Raw genomic sequence first — 26,529 nt, 5'->3', positions numbered from 1 at the left:
AATAGTTGATAGAAATACTCCAGCTTTAAAGCATTGCTGTATTTACGTACCATCGTTACGCATCGCTTCCTCATTTAGGAACCAAGGAGAATCAATGAAATCAGCTACTGCACTTATGCCCGTCGAGACCAATGCGCTTGCGCTCGGCTTCTCCGGCAGCCTGGGCAATATTGACGCCTACATTTCGGCCGTCAATCGCCTGCCTATGCTGACGCAGGCTGAAGAAGTTTCGCTGGCGCAAAGTCTGCGCGACAAAAATGACCTCGCTGCAGCGCAAAAACTGGTGCTGTCGCACTTGCGCCTGGTGGTCTCGATCGCCCGCGGCTATCTGGGTTACGGCCTGCCGCATGCCGACCTGATCCAGGAAGGTAATATCGGCCTGATGAAAGCGGTCAAACGCTTCGATCCGGATCAAAACGTGCGTCTCGTGTCATACGCGATGCACTGGATCAAGGCCGAGATGCACGAGTACATCCTGAAGAACTGGCGTTTGGTCAAAGTAGCGACCACCAAGGCCCAACGCAAACTGTTCTTCAATCTGCGCAGCCACAAGGAAGGTCTGGACGCCATGACGCCGGCGCAAGTCGACGCGTTGGCCAAGACGCTGGACGTGAAGCGTGAAGAAGTCATCGAGATGGAAACCCGTCTGTCCGGCCGCGACGTTGCACTGGAAGCGCCGACCGACGACGAAGACGACAAATTCGCACCGATCGCTTACCTGTCCTCGGACAACAGCGAACCGACTCGCGTGATGGAAGCCAAGCAATACGACCGTCTGCAATCGGAAGGTCTGGAAGCAGCGTTGAGCAAGCTGGATGATCGTTCACGCCGCATCGTGGAAGCACGCTGGTTGGCCAACGACGACGGCAGCGGCGCTACATTGCACGAACTGGCTGATGAATTCGGCGTGTCTGCCGAACGGATTCGCCAGATCGAAGCGGTTGCGCTGAAAAAGATGAAGGGCGCGCTGCAGGCGTTTTCCTGATCTGCGAAGTAATCAGTCGTAATGAAAAAGGCGCTCTTTGAGCGCCTTTTTTTGCTTGCCATCTTCGTCGCGTGTTGACCGGCGACTACGACAAAAGCAATTTCAAATCATGCACGATGGGCTCTGCGCCCTGGCCATGCTTGACGAACAGACGGATGTGCCCCTGCGGATCGAAGACGTAGCTGCCGGCAGTATGATCCATGGTGTAGCTGCCCGGCGTCTTGCCCGGCACCTTCTGGAAGAACACCTTGAATTCCTTGGCGACCTTGGCAGTTGCCGCCTCATCGCCATACAAGCCGAGGAAACGCTTGTCGAAAGCCGGCACGTACTGCGATAGAATCTGTGGCGTATCGCGCGCCGGATCAACGGTCACGAACAAGACCTGCACCTTGTCGGCTTGTGGACCAAGCTCCTTCATCACATTGGCCATCTCGGCCATCGTGGTCGGGCAGACATCCGGGCATTGCGTGTAACCGAAGAACATCACGACCGCCTTGCCCTTGAAGTCAGCCAGCGTACGCGGTTTGCCGTTGTGGTCGGTCAGCGCGAAGTCTTTCGCGTATTCCAGGCCCGTGACATCGGTGTTGACGAACTTCTCGGTATTGCCCTGGCAAGCGGCCAGCATCAACGTGGACAAGGCCAGCAACGCTGCCGGCAACAACGAACGCAAACGCTTCATCAGAAAGTCCTGAACAGGAAATAGTGGTCGACCAGCAGTACCGCAAACAACAGGGACAGATAAATGATCGAATAGGTAAACGCCTTGCGCGCGATCAGGTCCGTGTAGTGGCGATAAATCTGCCAGGAGTAATAAAAGAAAATCCCGCCCAGCACGACTGCGCTGGCGAGATAGATCAGGCCGCTCATGCCGACAGCGAAAGGCAGCATGGTGGTAGCGAACAGTGCGATCGTATAGAGCAGGATCTGCAGCTGGGTGAACTTCATGCCATGCGTGACCGGCAGCATCGGCAGGCCGGATTTTGCATAGTCGTCGCGGCGATACATAGCCAGCGCCCAGAAGTGCGGCGGCGTCCAGATGAAGATGATCAGCACCAGAATCCAGGCTTGCATCGGCACGTCATTGGCCACTGCAGCCCAACCCAACGCCGGCGGCATCGCGCCGGACAAGCCGCCGATGACGATATTTTGCGGCGTCGACGGCTTGAGGATGATCGTATAAATAACGGCGTAGCCGACGAAGGTTGCCAGTGTCAGCCACATGGTCAGCGGATTGACCAGGCTGTACAGCACCCACATGCCCATGCCGCCGATCACACCGGAAAACACCAGCGTCTGCATCACGGTGATTTCGCCGCGCGCCATCGGACGGCGTGCAGTGCGCGCCATGCGCGAATCGATTTCACGTTCCACCAGGCAATTGATGGCGAACGCGGCGCCGGCCAGAAGCCAGATGCCGATCGTGCCGAACACGACCTTGCGCCAGTCCGGCAATTCCGGCGTGGCCAGGAACATGCCAATAACGGCGCAGAACACCGCGAGCTGGGTCACGCGCGGCTTGGTCAGCGCCCAATACTGGGCAATTCGGTTGGTTTGTACGGTCAATGTGGTCATGTCAGATTGTCGGCGCAGTGTTTTCCCCTGCACGCAGGGCGGAAATACGGGCCGTTTTCCCCTCGGCGAGCGGTGCGTACCTAGCTTTGTAGTTTAACATGACCAGCAAAAGCAGAAGCAAGGCTGCCCCACCGTTGTGCATGACGGCAATCGCCAGCGGCCAGTTCAGGTAGATGGTCGACAAGCCCGTCACCAGTTGCAGCGCGATCACGATCAGCAGCCAACGCCCGGTTTTGCGCAGTCCCGCATCCTTGAGCGCCTTGTGCGCCAGCCAGGCGACGTAAGCAATCACCACGAAAGCGAATGACCGGTGCACCCAGTGGATGGCCGTCAAGGCAGGAAACGGCAGATATTCGCCGTCGGCGGTCTTGCCCAGATGACGCCACAGGGTGAAACCGTTTTCGAAATCCATCTGCGGAATCACCGCGCCATGACACAAGGGAAAGTCATTGCAAGCCAGCGCAGCGTAATTGGTGCTGACCCAGCCACCGAGTGCAATCTGCACGATCAGCAGCAACATGCCGATCAATGCCGGCAATGCCAACGCCCGCCCCAGTGCCGACACCGGCACATGCTCATTCTGTTGCGCGCCCAGCCAGGCCAGCATCGCCAATAGCGTCAGGCCAAGCAGCAGGTGAATGGTGACGATGATGGGCTGCAGCTTCATGGTCACGGTCCAGGCGCCGAACGCGCCTTGCAGACACACGAACAAAAACAGTGCGGTCGGAAACCAGGGCCGGAACTTGATTTCGATGTGGCGGGATTTGATCCAGCGGCGCCATGCAATCACCATCAAGGTAATGATCAGCACGCCGACCGCCATCGCCAGATAGCGATGGATCATTTCGATCCAGGCTTTGGCAACCGTCACAGGACCGGTCGGCATGGCCTCTTGAGCAGCGCTGATGTGCTCGTGCGCCAACAGCGGATTGGAGTGGCCGTAGCAACCCGGCCAGTCCGGGCAGCCAAGTCCGGAATCGGTCAGGCGCGTGAAAGCGCCGAACATGATCAGGTCAAAGGTCAGGAACAGCGTGACCCAGACCAGCTTGCGGTATTTATTGACGTCGTTGGAAACCCAGGTCAGCGTCAGCGGAATCAGCGCAACCAGCAAACCCATGATGGCAAGTTGAATCAGCATGACCGCATCACCCTATCGCCGAGGCGCGCAACAGTTTGCTGATGTCTTTTTTCATTTTGTTGGGGTCCGCATCCTTGGGGAAGCGCATCATCAAGTTGCCCAGAGGATCAATGATGTAGATGTGATCTTCCATTGAGGTACCTTCGTCGGTCGGCAGCCAGGCCTTCAACAATTTTGCATCAACGCGCAACATGTCAGTGCCGTCGTATTCGCGCATGAGCACGGTGTCGAGCGGCTTGGCGTCCGTGATCAGCCAGACGCGTTCAATGCGCTCCATTTCCTTGCCTTGCATGAGGCGCAGCTGGCGCATGGCCAGCAGGCGCGTCTTGCAGGCGTCATCACATTCGCCGCCGGCTACCTGCAGCATCACCCATTTCCCCTTGTAGTCTTCCAGCTTCGCCGGCTTGCCGTCGAGCTCAGTACTGGCGAGCGCAGGAATAGGATACTGGCGTGGATCAATCAGCGCACCGTAGTTGGTGCGGCTTTGCGGCTTGATCACGTAGTAGGTGATGTACGAAGCGATCATCGGTGCAGCGCATACCGCAACGACCACGAGCAGCTTCCAGCGGCCGCGTTTGCGTTGCGTTTCCTGAGGGGCCAGCTCTTTACTTTTTTCCACTTCGAAATCCTGTCACAACAAAGAAAATAACGGCCATCAAGGCCAGCGCATACCACTGCACGGCGTAGCCGCGATGACGTTCAATACCCAGCGACGGCGCAGGCCAGTCGCGCACCAATCCGTCTTTCATCTCGCCAGCCTGCTCGATCAGGAAAGGTGCAAGCTTCAACTTGCTGGCTGCGGCATAGGCCGGAAGATCCAGATTCTGCATGATGGCGCCCGGCTTCGGCGCCTCTGCCGTGCCCAATTGCAGCAAGTGGCCTGCATCGCGTCGGATCACACCTTCGATCTCGACCACGCCCGCTGGTGTCGGCAACATGGGCACCTTGGTGCGGTCGGTGATATCGCGCGGTATCCAGCCTCGTTCGACGAGTACCGAGGTGTCCGAGTCCGCTATTTTAAACGGGGTCAGGACATAGAAGCCCGGCGCGCCGTTGTAGGGCCGATTGTCGAGATAGCTGGTCCACGAAGAAATGAATTCGCCCTTCACCCGGACATGCCGGTATTCGCTCTGTCCCACGTCCAATTGCTGCGCATTGCCGGTCAGCGCCATTGCTGGTGCGGCCTGACGTTCGGCCATTTTGTTCTGGATGGCTTGTTTTTCGTCGCCGCGGCGCGTCTGCCACTGCCCCAGCGATATGCCGATGGCCGCGACAATCAGCGTCGCAACCAGTGGAACCCATCTAACCCGGAATCTGATTGGCATTACAATGTCATTTCACTCAATACAACAATAGTCTCTACGCGGCATACGATTCTGCAGGCCGCAGATAAAGACGTTTCCGCCTCCGAGACAGATTCCGCCATGAAAATCATCGTCGCCATTGCTTTCATCCTGATCATCGGCAGCCTTGCCTCCGCACTCCTTTTCCTGATGCGGGACAAGGGCAAAAGCAGCCGCACGGTCTATGCACTCACCTTGCGCGTCGGCTTTTCGGTGCTGCTGTTTATCCTGTTGCTGGTGGCGTATAAATTCGGCCTGATTCAGCCTACCGGACTCCGCTGACGTCGTGCTGCGGAATCCGGCTGCTTCGACAAAGAATCACCCGGAAGGTTACACGTTTTCCGATTATTTTCGAGCTACCGTCTGATCGTAAAAAAGCCGCACCGAAGTGCGGCTTTTTTGTTGGCTGGCTACCTGATCTTACAGCCAGTAGACCACGACATACAGACCCAGCCAGACCACGTCCACAAAGTGCCAGTACCAGGCGGCGCCTTCGAAGGCGAAGTGATGTTCCGGCGTGAAATGGCCACGCAGCACGCGGTACAGCACCACCGACAACATGATCGCACCCATCGTCACGTGGAAACCGTGGAAGCCGGTCAGCATGAAGAAGGTCGAGCCGTAGACGCCCGAGGTCAGCTTCAGGTTCAGTTCGCTGTAGGCGTGATGATATTCATAAGCCTGGAAGCCCATGAAGATCGCCCCCAGCAGGATCGTCGCAAACAGCCAGATCGCAGTCTGGGTGCGATGACCGGCGCGCAGCGCGTGATGCGAAATCGTCAGCGTCACGCCCGACAGCAACAGCAAGGCCGTATTGATGGTCGGGATAGGGAACGGGCCCATGGTCTGGAACGATTCGATCGTGCCCGCCGGGCCGGAGTTACCCCAGTGTGCGGCGAAGTCGGGCCAGATCACCTTGTGATCCAGATCGGCCAGCCATGGCATGGTGATGCTGCGCGCATAGAACAGCGCACCGAAGAATGCCGCGAAGAACATCACTTCCGAGAAGATGAACCAGCCCATGCTCCAGCGGAAAGACGCGTCAATGCGCTCGCTGTACTGGCCGGACTCGGACTCGCCGATGGCCTGGCCGAACCACTTGTACAGCACCACCAGCACCGCGAGGATGCCGATAATGTTGAGCGCCATGCCCCAGGAATGACCGTTGACCCAGGCCGAAGCGCCGGCCATGGTGACCAGCATCGATATGCCCGCCAGCACCGGCCATTGTGATGGACCGGGTACGAAATAGTACGGTGCTTTAGCGTGTTGAGAACTCATCTCCATCTCCCAATACAAAATTCGGATCTTTTATAAATGACTGCTTCAGACTGGCACTGCCACATCCCTTGGTTGATCCAGCATCGCTTCGCTGAGCGTTTTTACTGAGCCACCACCATCTTTACTATCAACACCAATACGGTCACAAAAATCGCTGCGCCGATGACACCCGCGATGATGACATGCAGCGGATTCAGCTTGGCGGCGTCGCTTTCGTAATCGCTGCGCTTGCGCACGCCGAAGAAAGACCAGAACACCGCCTTCATCGTCGCCGCAAATGATGCCTTGCGCTGCGTTGCGTCTTTCAAGTCGCTCATTTGCCGCTTTCCTTCTTTGACTACAGGAAGCAGATGTCTGCCGCCGGTTTGCTTCAGCTTGCCTTCTTGTTCAGTCCTTCAATTTCGAAGAACGTATAAGACAGCGTAATCGTCTTCACATCCTTGGGCAGCGCCGGATCGATGTAGAACACCACCGGCATCTGCTTGGCCTCATTCGGCCCCAGGGTTTGCTGCGTAAAACAGAAGCACTCCACCTTCTTGAAGAAGGCCGCCGACTGTTGCGGCGCGTAACTCGGTATTGCCTGCGCATCGACGCTGCGCGCCTGCGTGTTGACCACTTCGTACAGCACCTGGGTCATTTCGCCCGGGTGCACCTGCATGCTTGCCACCGTCGGGCGGAAGCGCCAAGGACCTTGCGAATTGCCGTCGAATTCGATCGTCACGGTACGGCTTTTGTCGATCTGGCTATTCGTTGGCGCTTCGACCGTTACATCCTTGGGTGTCAGAAAATTGACGCCGGTCACTTCACAAATCTTCTTGTACACAGGGATCAACGCGTACCCGAATCCGAACATCAGGACGGCGATAACCAGCAACTTCCCCAGCATCTGCCGATTCAGTTTGCGATCGGTCGTCATTTGAACCAGATGCGGTTAATGAAGATACCGATGAAGAACCCTGCTGCTACCAGCGCCAGCAACAAGCCTGTGCGCAGATTGTTCGGTTTTTTACGATCTGTCATACAGAGTGGGCAGGACCAGCCTGCCGCTCCCTTTATTTAACTGTCGGTGGCGTTTCGAATGTGTGGAAAGGCGCCGGGCTCGGCACTGTCCACTCCAGGCCTTCAGCACCTTCCCATGGCTTGTCTTCCGCTTTGACGCCGCCCTTGATCGATGGGATCACGACAAAGAACAGGAAGTACACCTGCGACAGACCGAAACCGAAGGCGCCGATGGTCGCAACCATGTTGAAGTCGGTGAATTGCGCCGGATAGTCGGCGTAGCGACGCGGCATGCCGGCCAACCCCAGGAAGTGCATCGGGAAGAAAGTCACATTGAACCAGATCAGCGAATTCCAGAAGTGAATCTTGCCGCGGGTTTCGTTGTACATGAAGCCCGTCCACTTCGGACCCCAGTAGTAGAAACCGGCGAACAGCGCGAACAGCGAACCGGCCACCAGAACGTAGTGGAAGTGCGCCACCACGTAATAGGTATCCTGCATCTGGATGTCGATCGGGGTCACCGCCAGGATCAGGCCGGTGAAGCCGCCCATGGTGAACACGAAAATGAAGCCGACCGAGAACAGCATCGGTGTTTCAAACGTCATCGAACCGCGCCACATGGTGGCGATCCAGTTGAAGATCTTCACACCGGTCGGCACGGCGATGAGCATCGTGGCGTACATGAAGAACAGCTGTGCAGTCACCGGCATGCCGGTGGTGAACATGTGGTGGGCCCAGACGATGAACGACAGGATCGCGATCGAGGCAGTCGCGTAGACCATCGATGCATAACCGAACAATTGCTTGCGGGCGAAGGCCGGGATGATCTGCGACACGATGCCGAACGCCGGCAAAATCATGATGTAGACCTCAGGATGGCCGAAGAACCAGAAAATGTGTTGATACATCACCGGATCGCCACCGCCGGCTGCATTAAAGAAGGACGTACCGAAGTGGCGGTCGGTCAGCGTCATGGTAATCGCGCCTGCCAGCACCGGCATCACAGCGATCAGCAGGTAGGCGGTGATCAGCCAGGTCCAGCAGAACATCGGCATCTTCATCAGCGTCATGCCGGGAGCGCGCATGTTGAGGATGGTGACGATGATGTTGATCGAACCCATGATCGACGATGCGCCCATGATGTGCATCGCGAAAATACCCATGTCCATGCCAGGGCCCATTTGCGTCGACAGCGGCGCATACAGGGTCCAGCCGGCGGCAGTCGCGCCGCCCGGCACCAGGAAGGAACCGGCCAGCAGCAGCGCCGCAGGCGGCAGCAGCCAGAACGAAAAGTTGTTCATGCGGGCGAACGCCATGTCGGAGGCGCCGATCTGCAGCGGAATCATCCAGTTGGCGAAGCCGACGAAGGCCGGCATGATCGCGCCGAACACCATCACCAGACCGTGCATCGTGGTCAGCTGATTGAAGAATTCAGGGCGGAAGAATTGCAGGCCGGGCTGGAACAGTTCAGCGCGGATCAGCAGCGCCAGCACGCCGCCGGAAAGCAGCATGGTGAACGAGAACCACAGGTACAGGGTACCGATATCCTTGTGGTTGGTGGCGAAGATCCAGCGGCGCCAGCCGTGCGGGTGGTCATGATGTCCGTGATCATCGTGCCCGTGTGCGTGCGAATGATCGTGGCCGTGATCGACTACTGTTGTGCTCATTTCAGTCTCCCAATTCGATACATGTGCGCGTACGAAGTAAGCGCTCAGGTTCTCACTCAGTTCAGTTACTTGCGCGCAGCCAGTACGTCAGCTGGTTGAACGATATTTTCTTGTGCTTTATTGGACCAGCTGTTGCGCGTGTAGGTAATCACGGCCGAGATCTCGGTGTCGTTCAGTACCGACTTCCAGGCTGGCATCGCGTTCTTGCCGTTCAACACGGTATTGATCTGCGCGGCCTTCGGGCCGTTCACGACCGGGTCGCCGTCCAGCGCAGGGAATGCACCGGGGACGCCCTTGCCGTTGGCCTGATGGCAAACCACGCAATTGGAGGTGTAGACTTTTTCGCCGCGCTGCTTGAGCTCGTCGATAGTCCAGACCTTGGTCGGATCATCGGCTTTGGCGGCCATTTCTTTTTTCTTGCCGTCGACCCAGGTCTTGTAGTCGGCTTCGCTGACGACATTGACGACGATAGGCATGAAGGCGTGGTCTTTGCCGCACAGCTCAACGCACTGACCGCGGTAAGTACCGATCTTCTCGGCCTTGAACCAGGTGTCGCGCACGAAGCCGGGAATCGCATCCTGCTTCACACCGAACGCCGGAATGGTCCACGAGTGGATCACGTCGTTGGCGGTGGTGACGATGCGAACTTTCTTGTTGACCGGCACGACGACTGGATTGTCGACTTCGATCAGGTAGTTGTCGTTTTTCTTCAGCGAAGAGTCGACGATCTGTTCACGCGGGGTGGCCAGATTGGAGAGGAAGGAAATGCCTTCGCCTTCGCCCTTGAGGTAATCATAGCCCCACTTCCACTGCATGCCGGTGACCTTGATGGTCAGGTCGGCGTTGGAAGTGTCTTTCATCGCGACGACGGTCTTGGTGGCGGGAAGCGCCATGCCGATCACGATCAGGAAAGGAACCACGGTCCAGGCGATTTCAACGGTCGTGCTTTCGTGGAAACTGGCCGACTTGTGGCCGAGGGATTTGCGGTGCTTGAGGATGGAGTAAAACATGACGCCGAACACGGCGAGGAAAATCACCAGGCAGATGATCAGCATCAGGTGATGCAAATCATAGATCTGCTCAGCGATCTGCGTGACCGGTGGCTGGAAATTAGTCTGCAATACGGCCGGACCGCCCTTGCTATCGACGACTTTATCACCCCATGCCCATGACGGTACTGAAGCCGCCAGGAGCGATGCACCAAGTAGCAAAGAATGAAGGCGCTTCGCAATTATCATGATTTCCTCAAAAGCCCAAAATAATTATAAGAATTGTGCCAACTACCTGACGCTACTGCTTGCTGATTTCCTGCCTCAGCTCCAGTGCGAACTCGCGTCTCTTCCATTCCGTCAGGTACCGACCTACATCGACTCGTATTCCAGAGGACTCCAGCCTCACCAATTTGCGGTGAGACCCTGCCGGTTCGATTTGTATCTTATGCAGATCGAGCCTGAAGCGACTCGTTTTTCCTGCGTGTACAAATTCGACCAGCAAACAATCTTCGACCAGCGCGATATATTCGCGATCAGTCGCATGACGTGCATAAATCAGAAAAGCAAAACCGACTGCGGACAACTCAAGTACAGAGAAAACTAATATGTACCAGGCTCCACGCAAAGTGAAAATAAACGCTACTGTCAAAGAAACCGCGCAGAGGATCGCGAAAACTTGCCCCAATTGGTGCGGCGCAATCGAACAGTTGCGCTTCAACATCCACTCCCGCTTTACCACGGCATGCTCTCATTATTACCCTCCAAACCGCGAGGCCGAGCACGTCCGCACAAGCTAAAACCCTCGGAGTATAAGGGGTAACTGTAAATGTTATCAAGCGGAATAAAGTCGCTTTTTCGCTCTTGACACAATGCCTTTTCAGCCTTCGGAAAGCATCCGCCTGCACCAAAAAAATCCGTTCCGGACGACGAGACAACACGATGAAATGTCGAATCGGCGGCCCGCATGGCTATTTTTTCGGTAAATCGAAACGAATAATCGACTCTCCGCTGGCGGTGGTCCTGGGCACCGGACGGAAGGCGTGGCCATAAATCACTTCAAACGTCAGCGGTATCTTGCCGTCAGCGTCGCGCAATTGCTCCAGCGCGTTGACTACCTTGCCATAGGCGGCGCGTCCGAGCAGGCCGCGACGCCGGCTTTCGAGCGGATTGCCGCCCCAGGCGCCAACATCGGCCAGCAGACGCTGCGGCGTTTCATAGGTGACGGTGATATTTTCCATGTCCATGACCGGCGTGGAAAAGCCGGCATTGACCAGCATGTCGCCGAAGTCGTGCATATCGACGAACGGCAGGCTGTGCGGGGCGGTATCCACGGTTTCGAAGGCGGCGCGCACTTCCTTGAAGGTATCCGGACCGAAGCAGGAGAACATCAGCAAACCCTCAACGCGCAGAACGCGGCGCCATTCGGCAAAGACGCGATCCGGCTGGGGATGCCACTGCAAAGCCAGATTGGACCAGACCACGTCCAGGGCATTGGCGGCAAACGGCAGTTGGGCGAAATCAGCGCACGCCAGACTACCGGCACTGCCGGAACCGGATGACGGCAACCATTTTGTCAGCAAGCGGTTGACGGCAGACTGCGCTGCCTGCAGGCGTCCTTGCGCCAAGGCCAGCATGCTGAAAGCACCATCCAGGCCAATGATCTGCGCTTCGGTGAAGCGTTTTTGCAGCGCGGCGATGTCGGCACCCTCGCCGCAACCGGCGTCCAGCACGCGCTGCGGCTCGATTTTGATCAGCAGCAGCTTTTCCTGCATGCGTGCAGACACTTCGCGGCGCAAAAAGTCCGATTCCGCGACGCGCGCCGGTGTGGAAAACAGGCGACGCACCAAAGGCAGATCGATCGGTGCGCTCAATTTGGCGCTGGCGTTAGGCGAAGGCAAAGACATGAAAAATCGGACGGGCAAGATGAGATAATCGGCGCTAGTGTAGTCCAAATCCCCATTTTTGGTGCAAACCCACCCTCAGCCGTCAGGATAATCCGCGATGTTCGTCCGCCTGCAAGGTGTAACTAAAAGCGTGACCCGAAGCCTGCTTTGGCCGCGTTGGCTGCCGCAACTGCTGCCCTCATCCTGCGTGCTGTGTGGCCAGACCGACCGTAATGCCGTCTGCGAGCCTTGCCACGAACAACATTTCACGACGCGCCCACGCCGCTGCGTGCAATGCGCCATGCCGATTCCGACTACAGCAAAGGAAATCCGCTGCGGCGACTGCCTGAAGAACAAGCCGTCCTTTGACGCAACCATCGTGGTGGCCGACTATGCCGCACCGGCCGACCAGTTAGTGCTGGCACTGAAGTTCGGCGCAAAGCTGCCGCTGGCGCCCCTGATGGCCGGAATGTTGCGGGACACAGCCGTGCATTACGCCGACCGCGGCCTAGCGCTGCCCACACTGTTGACAGCGGTGCCGCTGGGGAAATCACGACTCCAGGAACGCGGCTTCAACCAATCGTTGGAGATCGCACGGCCGCTGTCGCGCCAACTCAATATCCCGCTTGAGCAGCTGCTGGTTCGCCTGCGTGACACCCTGGCCCAGGCGACGCTACCCACCGAAGAGCGCCGACGCAACATCAGCCGTGCCTTCGTGGTGCCGACACAAGCGATGAACTACGTGCGCGGCGCGCATATCGGCGTGATTGACGACGTCATCACCACCGGCGAAACACTGAACGAAATCGCTTCCACGCTCAAGCGCTTTGGCGCCCGGCGCGTGACCAATATCGTGTTTGCGCGCACGATATCGAAATAGCGCAGACTCTCATCTGCATCATCAGTTGCTTCATTCAAGGAGAATCATTTGTTTCACGTCGTTCTGGTCGAGCCGGAAATCCCCCCCAATACCGGTAACATCATCCGCCTGTGCGCCAATACCGGCGCGCAACTGCACCTGATCGAGCCGCTCGGCTTTCCGCTTGACGACGCCAAGATGCGACGCGCGGGGCTGGATTATCACGACTACGCGACCATGCAGGTGCATCCCGACTGGGACGCCTTCATCGAAAAACGCCGGGCGGATCCACAATTTGATGAAGCGCGCATGTTCGCGCTGACCACGCATGGTTCGACACCGTTTGCCGCAGTCGCCTTCCGTCCCGGCGACATATTCGTGTTCGGCGCAGAAACGCGCGGTCTGGCGCCGGAACTGCGTGAATCCTTCCCTGCCAGCCAGCGCATCCGCCTGCCGATGCGGCCGGACAATCGCAGCCTGAACTTGTCGAATACCGTTGCCGTGGTGGTGTATGAAGCGTGGCGGCAGAATGGCTTTGCTGGCGGCAGCTGATATCGCCGGCCGGTTCGGGCAATAAAAAAGGCCGCAAACGCGGCCTTTTTATTTTATCGCTAGCGATTACCCCAGCAGCAACGCGTCGTCGGAGAGCACTTCCCCACGTGTGCGCTCGAACATCTTCAGCAGATCAGGCACATCCAGACCCGCGCGTTCTTCACCGGACACGTCCAGCACCACTTTGCCCTGATGCAGCATCACCGTGCGGTCGCCGTAGTCCAGCGCCTGACGCATGCTATGGGTCACCATCATGGTGGTCAGCTTGCTTTCGGCGACGATCTTGGCGGTCAGTTCCAGCACGAATGCCGCAGTCTTCGGGTCAAGCGCAGCAGTGTGCTCATCCAGCAGCAGAATGCGCGACGGCTGCAAGGATGCCATCAGCAGGCTGACAGCCTGACGCTGGCCGCCGGACAGCAAGCCGATGCGGTCGGTGAGACGCTTTTCCAGACCGAGATTCAGAATCGACAGCTTCTCGCGGAACAGCTCGCGCATGTTGCGCTTGATGGCGAAGCCGAAGCCACGGCGTTTGCCGCGCGCCATCGCCAGCGCCATATTTTCTTCAATGGTCAGCGCTTCGCAGGTGCCCGCCATCGGATCCTGGAACACGCGCGCCACCATGCCGGCGCGATCCCAGGCTTGTTTCTTCGTGACGTCGACGCCGTCGATTTCGATGCTGCCGGAATCCACCAGCAGGTCGCCCGAAATCGCATTGAGGAAAGTCGACTTGCCGGCGCCGTTGGAGCCGATCACGGCGACAAACTGGCCGGTCGGGATTTCCAGGTCGAGGCCGCGCAACGCGGGGTTTTCAATCGGTGTGCCTGGATTGAAGGTAATTTTGAGATCGTTTGCCTTCAACATATCAAGCTCCCTTACGCAGCAGTTTCAGCTTGCGCTTGCCCATCGGCAGCACCAGCGCCAGCATGACCAGCACGGCGGTGACCAGATTCAGGTCTTGCGCTTGCAGGCCGATGAAATCGCTGTTCAAGGCCAGCGCGATGAAGAAGCGGTACAGAATCGCACCAAGGATCACGGCCAGCGTGGTCCAGACCAGGCGACGCGCCGGCAGAATGTTTTCACCGATGATCACGGCCGCCAGGCCGATCACGATGGTGCCGATGCCCATGGAAATGTCGGCGCCGCCCTGAGTCTGCGCAAACAATGCGCCACCCAAGGCCACCAACGCATTGGCCAGCGCCATACCGGCCAGCGTGGCGCGGCCGGTCGCGATACCTTGCGCACGCGCCATACGGGCGTTGGCACCGGTGGCGCGCATGGCCAGGCCGATTTCGGAAGAGAAGAACCAGTCCAGCAACAGTTTGGCGAGCACCACAACCACGATCAACACCAGCGGACGTTCGACATAGTCGGGCATCCAGTCCGGCAACAGGATGCTGAAAATGGTCGGTTCGCTGATCAGCGGTACGTTTGGCTTGCCCATCACGCGCAGGTTGATGGAGTACAGCGCGATCATCATGAGAATACTGGCCAGCAGATCCATGATCTTCAGACGCACATTCAGCCAGGCGGTCGTGAAACCGGCCAGTGCACCGGCAAGGATCGCTACGCCGGTTGCGAGAAAAGGGTTGTAGCCGGCGGCGATCATCGTGGCCGCCACGGCGCCGCCCAGCGGAAAGCTGCCGTCAACGGTCAGATCGGGGAAAGTGAGGATGCGGAAGGAAATCAGCACCCCAAGGGCGACCAAACTGAAAATCAGCCCGATTTCCAGTGCGCCCAAGAGCGTATACAGCGACATAAAAAAGTCTTTCTTAAAAAACACATTCGGCATTGACCTGTGCGGCATGTGGGTAACATGCTGGTCGATGCCGAATGTCCTCTGAAAATCATGCCGTGGAGCGCTGGTGGCGCCGCACGGCATGCATCGAGTACGACTGAGTACCACGAATGCGGCCCGGCAAAACCAAGCCGCAAGGTTATCAACTGATCAGTTGATAACCTTGGTCGCCGACTTCAGGAAGTCCGGGCTCAGCGTCACGCCCTGCTTTTGCGCGGCGGTCGTGTTGATGTACAGCTCCAGGTTCTTGCTGGTCGACGATGGAATGTCGCCCGGCTTTTCGCCCTTCAGGATGCGCGCCACGATTTTACCGGTCTGACGGCCCAGGTCGTAGAAATTCACGCCCAGTGCAGCAACCGCGCCACGCTTGACGCTGCCGGTGTCGGAGGCGATCAGCGGGATCTTGGCGTCGTTGCAAACCTTGGCCAGCGACTCGAAGGTCGACACGACGACGTTGTCGGTCGTGGTGTACATCACATCGATCTTGCCGATCAGGCTCTTGGCGGCGGGAGCAACATCAACCGAACGCGGCGACGCGGCTTCCACCAGCGTCATGCCTTGCTTTTCCAGCACGGCCTTGAGCGCATTGAGCGCCGAGACGGAATTGGATTCGCCCGGATTGTAAACGATGCCGATGCGCTTCGCGTTAGGAACCACTTTTTTGATGATCTCGACTTGCTTGACCGGATCCAGCATATGCGACAGGCCGGTGACGTTGGTGCCGGACGGGCCCCAGTCCTTGACCAGTTGTGCTGCGATCGGGTCGGCGATAGCCGAATAGACGATAGGAATGGTCTTGGTCGATGCCACCAGCGGCTGTGCCGACGGGGTGCCGATAGCGACGATCACGTCAGGATTGTCACCGACGAATTTCTTGGCGATCTGACCGGCGGTGCCGGCATTACCCTGGGCGCTCTGGAATTCCCATTTGAAGCCCTTGCCGGACTCGAAGCCTTCTGCCTTGAGCTCGTCGCGGGTGCCGTCGCGTACGGCATCCAATGCCGGATGCTCGACGATGGACGTCGTCAGCACGCTCTTGTCGGCGGCCAGCGCCGGCGCGGCGCAAACGGCGGCCAGCGCAAGCGCGCCGGTGATGACGCGCAAAGTTTTAGTCAATGTGAACATATCCTCTCCTCGTGTAGTTCTTTATGTGATGCTGTCTGTATGAAAAAGCGCCTCTTGGCGGGCGCTTGTTTTTTCGCAATGTGCTGATGCCTTATTTAATGACTGTTTTGGCCGACTTGATCAGGTCAGCCGACAAGGTCACGCCCTGCTTTTGTGCTGCAGTCGTATTGACGAACAGTTCCAGCTTGCTGCTGGTGGCCGAAGCGATATCGCCCGGCTTTTCGCCCTTCAGAATACGCGCCACGACTTTGCCGGTCTGACGGCCGAGGTCGTAGTAGTTCACGCCCAGAGCAGCAATTGCGCCACGCTTGACGCTGTCGGTGTCGGAAGCCACCAGCGGGATCTTGGCGTCGTTGCCGACTTTGACCAGCGCTTCGTAGGCCGAGACCACGTTGTTGTCGGTGTTGGTGTAGATCACGTCGACCTTGCCGATCAGGCTCTTGGCGGCGGAGCCGACGTCGACGCTGCGCGGTGCTGCGGCTTCAACCAGGCTGATGCCGGACTTGCCCAGCAGTTCTTTCAATGCCTTCACGACCACCGCCGAATTGGCTTCGCCCGGGTTGTAGACCATGCCGACGCGCTTGACGTTAGGCACGACGCGCTTGATCAGGTCGACTTGTTTTTCCAGTTCCAGCAGGTCGGACACGCCGGTAACGTTGGTGCCGGACGGCTTCCAGTCCTTGACCAGTTGCGCAGCAACCGGGTCGGTGACGCCGGAGTAGACAACAGGAATCGATTTGGTGGCGGCCACGACGGCTTGCGCCGACGGTGTCGCGATGGCAACGATAGCGTCAGGCTTGTCGCCGATGAACTTGCGGGCGATCTGTGCGGCTGTACCGGTGTTGCCCTGGGCGCTTTGATATTCCCACTTCAGGTTCTTGCCGGCTTCGAAGCCTTCGTCCTTAAGTTCGTCCTTGACGCCGTCACGAACCGCGTCAAGAGCAGGATGCTCAACAATAGCTGTGACCAGGACAGTTTTGTCCGCTGCGAAAGCCGGCGCGGAGCAGACCGCGGCCAAAGCCAGGGTGCTGACTAAAGTGCGCAACGACAATTTTTTGATGCTGGACATGAGCGTCTCCTCAAAATTATTAGGTGAAAGCGACAAAAGACGCTAAGTCTAGCCTAGCGCCTGCCAACAATCAATTTACGTAAACAATTTTGAAGCATGCCCGAAACGGCTGCCGGGCGCGCCATCGGCACCAAAAATCGACCATCCGGCACGATCTTTCGCACATCCGTTCTTATTTATCGCAAAACCACCTGAATATTGCCCCGGAAACGCCCAATCCGGCTCGCATTGAGAATGGAGAAAAGCACGAAAACCTCAATTGATATAATCTGCGCCCATGCCATACTCCCTTCGCTCTTTCGCTGCCTGGATTGCCATCGCCGCTCTGGCGTTCGGCAGCCTGTTGCCGCTCGCCTCTCTGGCGGCGACGAAGACGCCGACGGCGACCATGGCGATTTGCTCCACCAGTGCGAGTACCGCATGGCAAAGTCCCGGCCCCGCCCCGAATCCGTCCGTACACGCCCATTGCAGTTATTGCAGCAACGGCCAGCCCTATGTACTGGATTTGCCCGGTGGCAATGTTGATGCATTCCATGCAACATCGATGTATCGGACGGCGCAGGCGCTGCAGCGCGAGCACTTCCCGCAGGTATCGAAAGCAGACAACCGGGCGAGAGCGCCGCCGGCCTGAGTGTTTCACTGACATCTCTGTACACCAGCCTCGCGACTTACTCTCCACATTCAAAGGATTCTCATGTCTTACCGTCATTTACTCTCCCTCGTTGCCGCTCTCGCCCTGACCGGCACCGCCTATGCGCATGATTACAAGGTGGCAGAATTGCAGATTGGCCACCCATGGGCGCGCCCGACCGTGCCGGGTCAGCCCTCCGGCGGTGCTTACCTGAGTATTGAAAACAAGGGCAAAGCCGGCGACAAGCTGATCGCCGTCGCCTCTCCCATCGCCAAGTCGGCGGAGATCCACACCATGTCCATGGAAGGCAACGTGATGAAGATGCGCGAAGTCGGCAGCATCGACATCAAGCCGACTGAAAAAATCGCCATGCAGCCGGGCAACGGCTATCACATCATGCTGATCGGCCTGAGCCAACCTTTGAAGACAGGCGACAAGATCCCGATGACCCTGACATTTGAAAAAGCCGGCAAGCTGGAAGTCTCTGTCTACGTCGAAGACAAGACAGCCGATAAAGGCGGCGACAAGGGCGGCATGGAACACATGCACCATTGATCGGCAATACGTTCAGTAACAAACCCGTTTCAAGAAACGGGCAATAAAAAAGCGGCCTGCGGGCCGCTTTTTTTGTAGCCGGCATTGCTGCCGAACTCCGGCCTGGCCGCGCTTATTTGCGCACCTTGGCCAGCAGCTTGGTGGTGGAGCGATCATGTTCGAAAGCGATGGCCACCGACTTGCCGCCATAGGCCGCAACGGCTTGCCCTTCAGGAATGGCCGCCATGTCGTAGTCACCACCCTTCACATAGATCTGCGGGCGGGCTTCTTGCACGACTTCCAGCGCCGTGTCTTCATCGAAAGGCACCACCAGCGACACCGATTCCAAGGCAGCCAGCACCGCCATGCGGTCTTCACAGGTATTGATCGGACGATCATCCCCCTTGCCGAGGCGTTTGACCGAGGCGTCGGTATTGGCGGCCACCACCAGCGACGCACCTTCTGCACGCGCCTGCGCCAGATAGGTCACGTGGCCGCGATGCAAAATATCGAACACGCCGTTGGTCAGCACGACCGGCTGCGGCAAGGCGGCGACACGTGCTTTCAGTTCGGCACGGCTGCAAATCTTCTTCTCAAAATCGCTCATCGGGTTCTTTCTCTTCTGTTCTGACTACGCACAACGCTACTGCCATGCACGCTTGTTCACACTACTTTTCCAAATAAAAAAGCCGCACGTAGTGTGCGGCTTTCGTCGTCAGACTGCAAGCTGATCAGAGTCAGCCAAAAATCAGGCAGCAGCAGGTTGCACCGGTGCTGCTGGCGCCATGCGGGTGACGATTTCCTTGCGATAGCGGTTGAGCTCTTGCACGGTTTCAAAGGTGCGCTCAAACAGCAGGGACATGTTGTGCAGAATACGGTCGACGACCTTCTTTTCCCACTCACTATCGAACTTGATCTGCGTATCGAGCCAATGTTCCAGCCACTCCGGATCCGGCAGACGGCTTTGCACGGTGTCGTTCGGGAACAGCGCCTGGTTGACGTGCAGGTTGGTCGGATGCAAAGGTTTTTCAGTGCGACGGGCGGATGCCATCAGCACGCCGATCTTGGCGAAGGCTGCTCGCGCAGTATCGCCGACTTCGACCAGTGCCTTCTTCATGTAGCGCAGATAGGCGCCGCCATGGCGTGCTTCGTCCTGGCTGATGATCTTGTAGATTTGCTTGATGACCGGCTCGGTGTGCCAGTCGGAGGCGCAGCGGTACCAGTGATTCAGACGGATTTCGCCGCAGAAGTGCATCATCAGGGTTTCGAGCGGCGGCGCTGGATCGAATTCAAAGCGCACGTTGTGCAGCTCTTCTTCCGTCGGCGCAAATTCCGGCTTGAAGCGGCGCAGATATTCCATCAGCACCAGAGAGTGTTTTTGTTCTTCGAAGAACCACACCGACATGAAAGCGGAAAAGTCGCTATCACCGCGGTTGTCGCGCAGGAACATTTCCGTTGCAGGCAGCGCCGACCATTCAGTGATCGCATTCATGCGAATGGTCTGGGCTTGCTCGTCGGAGAGCATCGAAGCATCGAATTTATCCCAAGGAATATCTTTATCCATATTCCAGCGGACTTGTTCGAGCGATTTAAACAGTTCTGGGTACAGCATTCTGACCTTGCCTATGATTTAACTTGTTGATTTTACCAAGAGTTTTCCCCATCCCCATACTAAAACGCTTAGGTTTCAGAATGATGACAAGCAAGAAAGTCACGCACATTTGCGCACAAATGTTGTCGTTTTGCGCCGATCAAGGGGATTTTGGCTTGCGGGAGGCTGGCTTGGATTGCCGAGATTGTACAACAGTCGATTTGGCGCGTGTTCGCGGTTTGGCCTCAGCCTTGGGTTTTGTTGTTTTTTTCGGCCCTGCCGATGCGCTGGCCGCCTTGCGTGCGGGCTTACCGGCTGGCTTGGTGGCGGGCTTGGATTTTGTCGCCTCTTTCCCCGCAGGAACCTGATCGGCAAGCACATTGCCGACGGCTTGCTGAAATTGCTCCTGCAACAAATTCCACCAGGCGTTTGGATTCGCCATCGATGCCTGAAAATCCGGCGCAGGCATCGGATTCTGGCCTGCCTCGGCTTCCGCAGCGGCGTCTTTGCCCTTTGCCGACAAATCCTCCGGCATGTCTTCGTCGGCACTTTCCTCGTCTTCTTCGTCTTCTACAGCAGGTTCCGGCTGCGGAGCTGAAGCGCTGCGTGGAGTTTCCTTCTTATCTTCTTTCTGTGGCTCTGTCGCTTGCGGCGGCCAGTTCGGAAAACCGAATGGCGAGGCGGCCTTCGCTGCCGCAGCTGCATCATCGGCATCTCGCGGCGTCAGAATCGCCCCCATCGCCTGCAAGGTCGATAACGTTGCGCTTTGTACCTCAAGAGTCTGAATAGTCGCGCGCAGCATGTTCATGTTGAGTTCCAGCCATGACGCGACGGTTTTGAGATCGGAGATCTTTTTGTTGATTTCTTCGACTGACAACGACGGTATGCCCATCGCCGGCGCGCCCATGCTGCCCCACATTTTGCGCATGAATTCCATGGTGTCGGCAATCGATCCGGCACCGGGCATGTTGTTGTGATTCAGCATTTCAGTCTCCTATCGGTACACGCAATTTGCGCTCAATTGAAATATCTGCCGCCGCTGTGCAGAAAGTGCCTTGATCATGCGCTCCTTACTCATGCGGCGCAACAATGTCGCCACGAAAGAAAACACGCCTTCGCCATCAACGATAAACGCCACGACCGAAAAATCGCATTGTACGTCGTTTGAATTCCCCGTTGCCGCATTCATATCCGGTAAAACACGGCGCCATCCAAGAGCCGCGATACACTTACGCCATGACAGAAACAAAGGCTCTCCCTACGACCAGACGATGGCGCATTGCGGCGCTGATCGTCTTCACCATCTTGCTGCATGTGCTGGCGATCCATTGGGGCCAATCCTCGTTCAACGCCGCCAAGACTGACGATAAGGCGCCGTCGGACATGAACGTCACACTCGTGCAGCTGGAACAGCCGAAACAACCGGTATCGCTGCCGGTTGCAGCCAAACAGAAACCACCAAGACCGAGACCGACTCCGACTCCGACAGCAAAAGCACCTCCGCCAACGGAGGGACCGGCAAATCCCGTCGTCGAGACATCCTCGGTGCTGGCTCCAGATGCACAGCCCGGGCCGACATCTGGCGAAGCAACCGCTGCCGCAGTGCCGGCGGCAGATGCCTCGGCGCCGGCCCCTACCGCCGACAACACCGCTACAAAGACAGAACAAGGCACGCAATATCAGTTCGATCCGCCGCCATCTGCCGACCTGGAATACGACGTCCACGCTTTTTTCGACAATCTGGATTGGCACGGCACCAGCACGCAAACCTGGAAAGCCGGGAACAACCGTTATAGCGTTGACGGCGAAGTCTATGTCCGCATGTTCGCCAAGATCACCTTCCTGACCTACACCAGCCAGGGCGACCTCAATGAATTCGGTGTCTCTCCCGAGATCTATACGGAAAAGAAACGCAATCGCCCGGCGACCAACACGCATTTCAATCGTGAACGCAATCTCGTGAGTTTTTCGTCCTCCACTACCACGTATCCGCGTGTCGGTGGTGAGCAGGACCGCGCCAGCATCATCTGGCAGCTCGCCGCGATCGGACGGGGCGATGCCGCCAAGTTCACGCCCGGTGCGGTCGTCGACATGTTCGTCGCAGGCGTGAGGGATGGCGAAGTGTGGCGCATGCAAATCGTCGGCAAAGAAGACATACGCCTGTACGATGGCTCGCACCAGGCCTGGCACGTCGTACGCCAGCCTCGCCCGGGCTCCTACGATCAACGGCTCGACATCTGGCTGACGCCCGACAAGCAGTGGTATCCGGCGCGTTTGAGGTTCACTGAAACAAATGGGGATTATTTGGAGATGTCGTTGTCCAATCTCAAAACTCGGTAAACTAGGGTTTTTGGCCGAGGTTACGACAGACCGCACCTCGCTCCTGCCACGTTCCGAAAAACCGTAGGCACAGCTCCCGCCATGTCACTGCAATAGCAGATTGCCCGCCGGACAGTTGTCGAATTTTCAAGTGAATCCACATGCTGATATCTACCTTCACGCGCCGCGCAATCCGCACACTCTCGCGGCTGCTTTGCACTCTGCTCCTGACGAGCGCTGCTGTCGCTATTTCCCCCGCCACGGCGCTGGCCGCAGATCCAGCCGAACATCCAGTGATCAAGCGCAAGGTCAGCCTGCCGCCGTCGGCCGAACTCCACTACAACATCGAGGCCAAGCAAAGTGGCCTGCAAGTCAACGGCGAAGCGCTGGTCAAATGGAATAACAGCGGCGCCAAGTACATCGTGACGACGGAAACCCGCGCCATGATGCTGGGGAAAATTCTCGAAACCACCAGTGAAGGCGACATCGACAGCTATGGTCTGGCGCCGACACGTTTCGTCGACAAACGCTTCCGCCGCGAAGCATCGACCACGACGTTCAATCGCGAAACCAACGCCATCAACTTTACGCAATCGGCCGAAACCTATCCGCTGAAAGGTGGCGAGCAGGATCGCGCCAGCATCATCTGGCAACTGATCGCCGTCGCCCGCGGCAATGCCGACAAATTCACGCCAGGCTCGGAATGGCTGTTCTTTGTCGCAGGCCCACGGGATGCTGAACAATGGAGTTTCAAGGTTGTCGGCCGTGAAAAGATCAAGACCAAGCAAGGTGAACTCAACGCCGTCCACGTGCTGCGCGCACCGCCGCCGGACGACAAGGGACAAAAGCTGGATATCTGGCTTGCCCCCTCGGCGGACTGGTATCCTGCACGCTTGCGCTTTACCGATCCAGATGGCGATTTCATCGAACAGACGCTGGACAACGTTAACAAGAAACCCGGTTAAGATTTAAAAAAGATGAATGTCGGAAACAACAACATGAACACTCCCCGTCCCTCTCTCTCGCATCGCGCGCTGGTATTGTTCAGCGGCGGCCAGGACTCCACCACTTGCCTGGCCTGGGCCTTGTCACGCTACGACAAAGTCGAAACCATTGGGTTCGACTACGGCCAGCGTCATGCCATTGAACTGAAAGTACGGCCAACGCTGCTGGAAAAAATGCGCGGCTTCTCGCCTGAATGGCAAAAGAAACTCGGCGAAGACCACATGATCGATCTCTCGCTGATCAGCGATATTTCCGATACGGCGTTGACGCGCGACGTCGCCATCTCGATGCAGGAAAATGGGTTGCCGAATACCTTCGTACCGGGACGCAATCTGCTCTTCATGACGGTAGCTGCGACCGTAGCCTATCGGCGAGGGCTGGATGTTCTGGTCGGCGGCATGTGCGAGACGGATTTTTCCGGCTATCCGGATTGCCGTGACGACACGATGAAGGCGCTGCAAGTCGCGCTGAATCTTGGCATGGCGACGAAGTTGAAAGTTGAGACACCGCTGATGTGGATCGACAAGGCGGCAACCTGGCGTCTGGCCAACGAACTCGGCGGGCAAACGCTGGTGGATCTGATCCGTTCGGACACACACACCTGTTACCTCGGTGAGCGCGGTGCGCTGCATGACTGGGGCTACGGCTGCGGCACCTGCCCGGCTTGCGACCTGCGTGCGCGTGGTTATCAGCAGTACACGCAAACAGCGTAAGCAGTTCTCAAAACAGTTTTCGCAGGCATAAAAAACGGCAGGATCGGGATCACCCCGCCTGCCGTTTTTCTTTGCTGCTGCGCTTTCGGGGCGCAACAGCAAATCAGTCCTCAAGTCAGTATCAGAACAACTCGTTCTTCATCTGGTTTTTGGCTTTTTCCTCTTCCGGCGACGCCGTCGCACCATGGTCGCCCATACCAAGATCGCGCACACTGGCGTTCGGAGGATATTCCGAGTAGTAGTACTCGCCGCCCGACTCAATCAGACCGCTCGGCACAGTGCGATCGACCATCGGCGCATCCTTGAGCGCCTTCTGCATGTAGCTGATCCAGATCGGCAGGGCCAGGCCACCGCCGGTTTCGCGATCACCCAGGCTCTTCGGTTGGTCGTAGCCCATCCATGCGATACCCACCAGATTCGGTTGATAACCGGCAAACCAGGCATCCATCGAATCATTGGTGGTGCCGGTCTTGCCTGCGAGGTCGGTACGCTTGAGCGACAAGGCCTTGACCGCAGTGCCGTGACGCACGACGTCGCGCAGCATGCTATCCATCACAAAGGCGTTCCGCGCATCAATGACACGGTTGGCCTCGTCGCCGGACTTGGCGGGTTGCGCTTCGGACAGGGTGTTGCCGTTGTTGTCGGTGATCTTGGAGATCAGATAAGGATTGATCTTGTAGCCGCCGTTGGCGAACACCGAATACGCACCCACCATCTGCAACGGCGTCACCGCACCGGCACCCAGCGCCAAGGTCAGGTAAGGCGGATTCTTGTCGGCATCAAAGCCGAAGCGCGTGATGTATTCCTGCGCGTACTTGACGCCGACGCGCTCAAGAATACGAATCGACACCAGGTTGATCGATTTTTGCAACGCGCGACGCATCGAGATCGGGCCTTCGAACTTGCCGCCGTAATTCTTCGGCTGCCATACCTGGCCACCAGTCTGGGTGAAGGTCAAGGGCGCATCATTGATGATGGTGGCCGGCGACAAACCTTTCTCCAGCGATGACGAATAGATGAAAGGCTTGAACGATGAACCCGGCTGGCGCCACGCCTGAATCACGTGATTGAATTTATTGCGATTGAAGTCGAAGCCACCCACCAGGGCACGCACCGCACCGTCATTCGGATTGACGGAAACGAAAGCCGACTCAACTTCAGGCATCTGCGTGACGATCCAGTTCTTGCCATCCTGGAAGACGCGAATAATGGCGCCGCGCTTGATCTTCTTCTGTGGAGGCGCTTTTTCGCTCAGCAGGTTGCCGGCAAAACCGAGGCCGGAACCGGAAATCTTGATCTCGTCACCGGTTGCCAATACCGCGGTGATTTCCTTGGTGGTCGCTTCCAGTACCACCGCGGCAACCAGATCGTCGCTGTCGGGATGATCGGCCAGCTCAGACTCAATCGCGTCGTCGGCCTCTTCCTTGGAGGTGGTCGGAATCTCCATGTAGCCTTCCGGACCGCGATAGCCGTGGCGGCGCTCATAGTCGATGATGCCGCGGCGCAGCGCCAGATAGGCGGCGTCCTGATCCGCTTTGGTGATCGTGGTGAACACGTTCAGGCCACGCGTGTACGTATCATCCTTGAATTGTGCGTAGACCAATTGGCGCGCCATTTCAGAAACGTACTCGGCATGCACACCAAACGCGGTGCTGTCGGTCTTGACCTTCAGCTCTTCGTCCTTGGCCTGCGTATATTGCTGGTCGGTGATGTAACCGAGCTGACGCATGCGCAGCAGGATATATTGCTGACGCGCATGGGCACGCTTGGGATTGACGACCGGGTTATAGGCCGATGGCGCTTTCGGCAGACCTGCCAGCATGGCCGATTCAGCGATGGTCAGTTCCTTGAGTGATTTACCGAAATAAATCTGCGCAGCAGAGGAAAAACCATACGCACGCTGGCCGAGGTAAATCTGATTCATGTAGACCTCAAGGATCTGATCCTTGGTCAGATTGCGCTCGATCTTCCAGGCCAGTGGAATTTCGTAGAGGAATTTGCGCGACGCCTTTTGCAAGAACGTCGGCTCGTTGCTGGTCAGGAAGAAGTTACGCGCCACCTGTTGCGTGATCGTACTGGCGCCACCACTGCCGCCCGACAGATTGGCGAAGCTGGCGCGCACGATACCTTGATAGTCGACGCCGCCGTGCTCGTAGAAACGATCATCTTCGATCGCCAGCACGGCCTTTTTCATGATGTCCGGAATATCTTTGATATGCACAAGGTTGCGGCGCTCTTCGCCAAACTCACCGATCAGCACGCCATCAGCAGAGAACACCCGCAGCGGGATCTTGGGGCGATAGTCGGTCAGCGAATCGAGATCCGGCAGCTTCGGATAGGCCAGCGTCACCACAAACCCCAGCACGAGCACTGCCATAAGCACCAGCGCCACCAGCGTGCCAACCGTCCCCAGCAAAATACGGATGACCGGATGCAAACGTTTCTTGGTCTTGGGAGCAGCGGCAGGAGTTGTTGG

30 protein-coding genes are annotated in these 26,529 nt (G+C 57.6%); 9 read left to right on the top strand and 21 right to left on the bottom strand.

Features of this window, described 5'->3' with window-relative positions; all coding sequences use genetic code 11:
- The first annotated feature begins 94 nt into the window (after positions 1–94).
- Positions 95–985 (top strand): RNA polymerase sigma factor RpoH, encoded by an 891-nt coding sequence (gene rpoH, locus hmeg3_RS03340; RefSeq protein WP_050476444.1) that lies wholly within the window; start codon positions 95–97, stop codon positions 983–985.
- Between the two features lie 85 nt (positions 986–1,070).
- On the opposite strand, the gene hmeg3_RS03335 is transcribed toward rpoH, so the two are convergent.
- From hmeg3_RS03335 to hmeg3_RS03315, 5 genes are all read right to left on the bottom strand, one after another.
- Entirely contained in the window at positions 1,071–1,664 is a 594-nt protein-coding gene (locus hmeg3_RS03335; RefSeq protein WP_094562474.1) for an SCO family protein, read from the bottom strand.
- Positions 1,664–2,557, bottom strand: coding sequence for a heme o synthase (cyoE, locus tag hmeg3_RS03330; protein WP_094562473.1), 894 nt, complete (start codon positions 2,555–2,557; stop codon positions 1,664–1,666). Before cyoE ends, hmeg3_RS03335 begins: the two co-directional genes overlap by 1 nt.
- A 1-nt stretch (position 2,558) precedes the next feature.
- On the bottom strand, positions 2,559–3,695 hold the full coding sequence (locus hmeg3_RS03325; protein WP_094562472.1) for a heme A synthase: 1,137 nt from the start codon (positions 3,693–3,695) through the stop codon (positions 2,559–2,561).
- 7 nt (positions 3,696–3,702) lie between these two features.
- Positions 3,703–4,221 (bottom strand): SCO family protein, encoded by a 519-nt coding sequence (locus tag hmeg3_RS03320; RefSeq protein ID WP_369828877.1) that lies wholly within the window; start codon positions 4,219–4,221, stop codon positions 3,703–3,705.
- Positions 4,222–4,300: 79 nt separating this feature from the next.
- Positions 4,301–5,020: an SURF1 family protein gene (locus hmeg3_RS03315; RefSeq protein ID WP_094562470.1), complete on the bottom strand. Its 720-nt coding sequence runs from the start codon at positions 5,018–5,020 to the stop codon at positions 4,301–4,303.
- A gap of 99 nt (positions 5,021–5,119) precedes the next feature.
- On the opposite strand from hmeg3_RS03315, the gene hmeg3_RS03310 reads away from it, so the two are divergent.
- Positions 5,120–5,320, top strand: a complete 201-nt coding sequence (locus tag hmeg3_RS03310) for a twin transmembrane helix small protein (RefSeq protein ID WP_094562469.1) — start codon at positions 5,120–5,122, stop codon at positions 5,318–5,320.
- A gap of 138 nt (positions 5,321–5,458) precedes the next feature.
- Here the strand turns inward: hmeg3_RS03310 and hmeg3_RS03305 are convergent, their stop codons facing one another.
- The 8 genes from hmeg3_RS03305 to hmeg3_RS03275 all read right to left on the bottom strand — a co-directional run bounded on the left by hmeg3_RS03305 (position 5,459) and on the right by hmeg3_RS03275 (position 11,881).
- Positions 5,459–6,319, bottom strand: coding sequence for a cytochrome c oxidase subunit 3 (locus tag hmeg3_RS03305; RefSeq protein ID WP_094562468.1), 861 nt, complete (start codon positions 6,317–6,319; stop codon positions 5,459–5,461).
- A 101-nt stretch (positions 6,320–6,420) separates the two neighbouring features.
- Entirely contained in the window at positions 6,421–6,636 is a 216-nt protein-coding gene (locus hmeg3_RS03300) for a DUF2970 domain-containing protein (protein WP_007879574.1), read from the bottom strand.
- Positions 6,637–6,689: 53 nt separating this feature from the next.
- Positions 6,690–7,235 carry a cytochrome c oxidase assembly protein gene (locus hmeg3_RS03295; RefSeq protein WP_007879570.1) on the bottom strand — a complete coding sequence of 182 codons (546 nt, stop codon included), beginning with the start codon at positions 7,233–7,235 and terminating at the stop codon, positions 6,690–6,692.
- On the bottom strand, positions 7,232–7,339 hold the full coding sequence (locus tag hmeg3_RS25010) for a cytochrome oxidase small assembly protein (protein WP_232511845.1): 108 nt from the start codon (positions 7,337–7,339) through the stop codon (positions 7,232–7,234). The genes hmeg3_RS03295 and hmeg3_RS25010 overlap by 4 nt, the downstream gene beginning before the upstream one ends.
- A gap of 32 nt (positions 7,340–7,371) precedes the next feature.
- Complete coding sequence (gene ctaD, locus hmeg3_RS03290) at positions 7,372–8,985, bottom strand: cytochrome c oxidase subunit I (RefSeq protein WP_094562467.1); 1,614 nt, start codon at positions 8,983–8,985, stop codon at positions 7,372–7,374.
- Positions 8,986–9,050: 65 nt separating this feature from the next.
- Positions 9,051–10,223, bottom strand: coding sequence for a cytochrome c oxidase subunit II (gene coxB / locus hmeg3_RS03285; RefSeq protein ID WP_094562466.1), 1,173 nt, complete (start codon positions 10,221–10,223; stop codon positions 9,051–9,053).
- Between the two features lie 52 nt (positions 10,224–10,275).
- Positions 10,276–10,716, bottom strand: coding sequence for a DUF2244 domain-containing protein (locus hmeg3_RS03280; protein WP_094562465.1), 441 nt, complete (start codon positions 10,714–10,716; stop codon positions 10,276–10,278).
- Between the two features lie 229 nt (positions 10,717–10,945).
- The gene (locus hmeg3_RS03275; protein ID WP_094562464.1) at positions 10,946–11,881 is read right to left on the bottom strand and encodes a methyltransferase domain-containing protein; all 936 of its coding nucleotides are present in this window, start codon (positions 11,879–11,881) and stop codon (positions 10,946–10,948) included.
- 97 nt (positions 11,882–11,978) lie between these two features.
- Here hmeg3_RS03275 and hmeg3_RS03270 point away from each other — a divergent pair, with 97 nt between their 5' ends.
- Both hmeg3_RS03270 and trmL read left to right on the top strand, forming a co-directional pair.
- A complete protein-coding gene (locus hmeg3_RS03270) occupies positions 11,979–12,740 on the top strand; it encodes a ComF family protein (RefSeq protein WP_094562463.1) in 762 nt (253 codons plus the stop codon).
- Positions 12,741–12,788: 48 nt separating this feature from the next.
- Positions 12,789–13,271, top strand: a complete 483-nt coding sequence (gene trmL, locus hmeg3_RS03265) for a tRNA (uridine(34)/cytosine(34)/5-carboxymethylaminomethyluridine(34)-2'-O)-methyltransferase TrmL (RefSeq protein ID WP_094562462.1) — start codon at positions 12,789–12,791, stop codon at positions 13,269–13,271.
- Between the two features lie 66 nt (positions 13,272–13,337).
- Here trmL and hmeg3_RS03260 read toward each other — a convergent pair whose 3' ends face one another.
- The 4 genes from hmeg3_RS03260 to hmeg3_RS03245 all read right to left on the bottom strand — a co-directional run bounded on the left by hmeg3_RS03260 (position 13,338) and on the right by hmeg3_RS03245 (position 17,260).
- Positions 13,338–14,132 carry an ABC transporter ATP-binding protein gene (locus hmeg3_RS03260; protein ID WP_094562461.1) on the bottom strand — a complete coding sequence of 265 codons (795 nt, stop codon included), beginning with the start codon at positions 14,130–14,132 and terminating at the stop codon, positions 13,338–13,340.
- 1 nt (position 14,133) lies between these two features.
- Complete coding sequence (locus hmeg3_RS03255; RefSeq protein ID WP_094562460.1) at positions 14,134–15,027, bottom strand: ABC transporter permease; 894 nt, start codon at positions 15,025–15,027, stop codon at positions 14,134–14,136.
- Between the two features lie 189 nt (positions 15,028–15,216).
- Positions 15,217–16,191: an ABC transporter substrate-binding protein gene (locus hmeg3_RS03250; protein ID WP_094562459.1), complete on the bottom strand. Its 975-nt coding sequence runs from the start codon at positions 16,189–16,191 to the stop codon at positions 15,217–15,219.
- Positions 16,192–16,282: 91 nt separating this feature from the next.
- Positions 16,283–17,260, bottom strand: coding sequence for an ABC transporter substrate-binding protein (locus hmeg3_RS03245; protein WP_094562458.1), 978 nt, complete (start codon positions 17,258–17,260; stop codon positions 16,283–16,285).
- Positions 17,261–17,537: 277 nt separating this feature from the next.
- Here hmeg3_RS03245 and hmeg3_RS24630 point away from each other — a divergent pair, with 277 nt between their 5' ends.
- Together hmeg3_RS24630 and hmeg3_RS03240 are read left to right on the top strand one after the other, a co-directional pair.
- Entirely contained in the window at positions 17,538–17,891 is a 354-nt protein-coding gene (locus hmeg3_RS24630) for a DUF2946 family protein (protein WP_157739206.1), read from the top strand.
- Between the two features lie 63 nt (positions 17,892–17,954).
- Entirely contained in the window at positions 17,955–18,446 is a 492-nt protein-coding gene (locus hmeg3_RS03240) for a copper chaperone PCu(A)C (protein ID WP_094562457.1), read from the top strand.
- 112 nt (positions 18,447–18,558) lie between these two features.
- Here hmeg3_RS03240 and rfaE2 read toward each other — a convergent pair whose 3' ends face one another.
- The 3 genes from rfaE2 to hmeg3_RS03225 form a co-directional block, all read right to left on the bottom strand.
- The gene (gene rfaE2, locus hmeg3_RS03235) at positions 18,559–19,032 is read right to left on the bottom strand and encodes a D-glycero-beta-D-manno-heptose 1-phosphate adenylyltransferase (RefSeq protein WP_050476424.1); all 474 of its coding nucleotides are present in this window, start codon (positions 19,030–19,032) and stop codon (positions 18,559–18,561) included.
- Between the two features lie 141 nt (positions 19,033–19,173).
- Positions 19,174–20,037: a ferritin-like domain-containing protein gene (locus tag hmeg3_RS24890; RefSeq protein ID WP_198361779.1), complete on the bottom strand. Its 864-nt coding sequence runs from the start codon at positions 20,035–20,037 to the stop codon at positions 19,174–19,176.
- A gap of 139 nt (positions 20,038–20,176) precedes the next feature.
- A complete protein-coding gene (locus hmeg3_RS03225; protein ID WP_094562456.1) occupies positions 20,177–21,001 on the bottom strand; it encodes a PhaM family polyhydroxyalkanoate granule multifunctional regulatory protein in 825 nt (274 codons plus the stop codon).
- A gap of 251 nt (positions 21,002–21,252) precedes the next feature.
- On the opposite strand from hmeg3_RS03225, the gene hmeg3_RS03220 reads away from it, so the two are divergent.
- The 3 genes from hmeg3_RS03220 (at position 21,253) to queC (ending at position 24,053) form a co-directional block, all read left to right on the top strand.
- Positions 21,253–22,356, top strand: coding sequence for a DUF3108 domain-containing protein (locus hmeg3_RS03220; RefSeq protein ID WP_094562455.1), 1,104 nt, complete (start codon positions 21,253–21,255; stop codon positions 22,354–22,356).
- A gap of 140 nt (positions 22,357–22,496) precedes the next feature.
- Positions 22,497–23,300, top strand: coding sequence for a DUF3108 domain-containing protein (locus hmeg3_RS03215; protein WP_198361778.1), 804 nt, complete (start codon positions 22,497–22,499; stop codon positions 23,298–23,300).
- A gap of 33 nt (positions 23,301–23,333) precedes the next feature.
- Entirely contained in the window at positions 23,334–24,053 is a 720-nt protein-coding gene (gene queC, locus hmeg3_RS03210) for a 7-cyano-7-deazaguanine synthase QueC (protein WP_094566108.1), read from the top strand.
- Positions 24,054–24,174: 121 nt separating this feature from the next.
- Here the strand turns inward: queC and hmeg3_RS03205 are convergent, their stop codons facing one another.
- Complete coding sequence (locus tag hmeg3_RS03205) at positions 24,175–26,490, bottom strand: penicillin-binding protein 1A (RefSeq protein WP_094566107.1); 2,316 nt, start codon at positions 26,488–26,490, stop codon at positions 24,175–24,177.
- Positions 26,491–26,529: the final 39 nt, after the last annotated feature.

Origin of the sequence: Herbaspirillum sp. meg3, from assembly GCF_002257565.1 — a bacterium.
Taxonomy (GTDB): domain Bacteria; phylum Pseudomonadota; class Gammaproteobacteria; order Burkholderiales; family Burkholderiaceae_D; genus Herbaspirillum.
This window is presented reverse-complemented; position numbering and strand designations above follow the sequence as displayed.

Bases quoted from the DNA above. Each gene is read 5' to 3' on its own strand.
- rpoH (WP_050476444.1), top strand. From the start codon at position 95: ATGAAATCAGCTACTGCACTTATGCCCGTCGAGACCAATGCGCTTGCG.
- hmeg3_RS03335 (WP_094562474.1), bottom strand. From the start codon at position 1,664: ATGAAGCGTTTGCGTTCGTTGTTGCCGGCAGCGTTGCTGGCCTTGTCC.
- cyoE (WP_094562473.1), bottom strand. From the start codon at position 2,557: ATGACCACATTGACCGTACAAACCAACCGAATTGCCCAGTATTGGGCG.
- hmeg3_RS03325 (WP_094562472.1), bottom strand. From the start codon at position 3,695: ATGCTGATTCAACTTGCCATCATGGGTTTGCTGGTTGCGCTGATTCCG.
- hmeg3_RS03320 (WP_369828877.1), bottom strand. From the start codon at position 4,221: ATGATCGCTTCGTACATCACCTACTACGTGATCAAGCCGCAAAGCCGC.
- hmeg3_RS03315 (WP_094562470.1), bottom strand. From the start codon at position 5,020: ATGCCAATCAGATTCCGGGTTAGATGGGTTCCACTGGTTGCGACGCTG.
- hmeg3_RS03310 (WP_094562469.1), top strand. From the start codon at position 5,120: ATGAAAATCATCGTCGCCATTGCTTTCATCCTGATCATCGGCAGCCTT.
- hmeg3_RS03305 (WP_094562468.1), bottom strand. From the start codon at position 6,319: ATGAGTTCTCAACACGCTAAAGCACCGTACTATTTCGTACCCGGTCCA.
- hmeg3_RS03300 (WP_007879574.1), bottom strand. From the start codon at position 6,636: ATGAGCGACTTGAAAGACGCAACGCAGCGCAAGGCATCATTTGCGGCG.
- hmeg3_RS03295 (WP_007879570.1), bottom strand. From the start codon at position 7,235: ATGACGACCGATCGCAAACTGAATCGGCAGATGCTGGGGAAGTTGCTG.
- hmeg3_RS25010 (WP_232511845.1), bottom strand. From the start codon at position 7,339: ATGACAGATCGTAAAAAACCGAACAATCTGCGCACAGGCTTGTTGCTG.
- ctaD (WP_094562467.1), bottom strand. From the start codon at position 8,985: ATGAGCACAACAGTAGTCGATCACGGCCACGATCATTCGCACGCACAC.
- coxB (WP_094562466.1), bottom strand. From the start codon at position 10,223: ATGATAATTGCGAAGCGCCTTCATTCTTTGCTACTTGGTGCATCGCTC.
- hmeg3_RS03275 (WP_094562464.1), bottom strand. From the start codon at position 11,881: ATGTCTTTGCCTTCGCCTAACGCCAGCGCCAAATTGAGCGCACCGATC.
- hmeg3_RS03270 (WP_094562463.1), top strand. From the start codon at position 11,979: ATGTTCGTCCGCCTGCAAGGTGTAACTAAAAGCGTGACCCGAAGCCTG.
- hmeg3_RS03260 (WP_094562461.1), bottom strand. From the start codon at position 14,132: ATGTTGAAGGCAAACGATCTCAAAATTACCTTCAATCCAGGCACACCG.
- hmeg3_RS03255 (WP_094562460.1), bottom strand. From the start codon at position 15,027: ATGTCGCTGTATACGCTCTTGGGCGCACTGGAAATCGGGCTGATTTTC.
- hmeg3_RS03250 (WP_094562459.1), bottom strand. From the start codon at position 16,191: ATGTTCACATTGACTAAAACTTTGCGCGTCATCACCGGCGCGCTTGCG.
- hmeg3_RS03245 (WP_094562458.1), bottom strand. From the start codon at position 17,260: ATGTCCAGCATCAAAAAATTGTCGTTGCGCACTTTAGTCAGCACCCTG.
- hmeg3_RS24630 (WP_157739206.1), top strand. From the start codon at position 17,538: ATGCCATACTCCCTTCGCTCTTTCGCTGCCTGGATTGCCATCGCCGCT.
- hmeg3_RS03240 (WP_094562457.1), top strand. From the start codon at position 17,955: ATGTCTTACCGTCATTTACTCTCCCTCGTTGCCGCTCTCGCCCTGACC.
- rfaE2 (WP_050476424.1), bottom strand. From the start codon at position 19,032: ATGAGCGATTTTGAGAAGAAGATTTGCAGCCGTGCCGAACTGAAAGCA.
- hmeg3_RS24890 (WP_198361779.1), bottom strand. From the start codon at position 20,037: ATGCTGTACCCAGAACTGTTTAAATCGCTCGAACAAGTCCGCTGGAAT.
- hmeg3_RS03225 (WP_094562456.1), bottom strand. From the start codon at position 21,001: ATGCTGAATCACAACAACATGCCCGGTGCCGGATCGATTGCCGACACC.
- hmeg3_RS03220 (WP_094562455.1), top strand. From the start codon at position 21,253: ATGACAGAAACAAAGGCTCTCCCTACGACCAGACGATGGCGCATTGCG.
- hmeg3_RS03215 (WP_198361778.1), top strand. From the start codon at position 22,497: ATGCTGATATCTACCTTCACGCGCCGCGCAATCCGCACACTCTCGCGG.
- queC (WP_094566108.1), top strand. From the start codon at position 23,334: ATGAACACTCCCCGTCCCTCTCTCTCGCATCGCGCGCTGGTATTGTTC.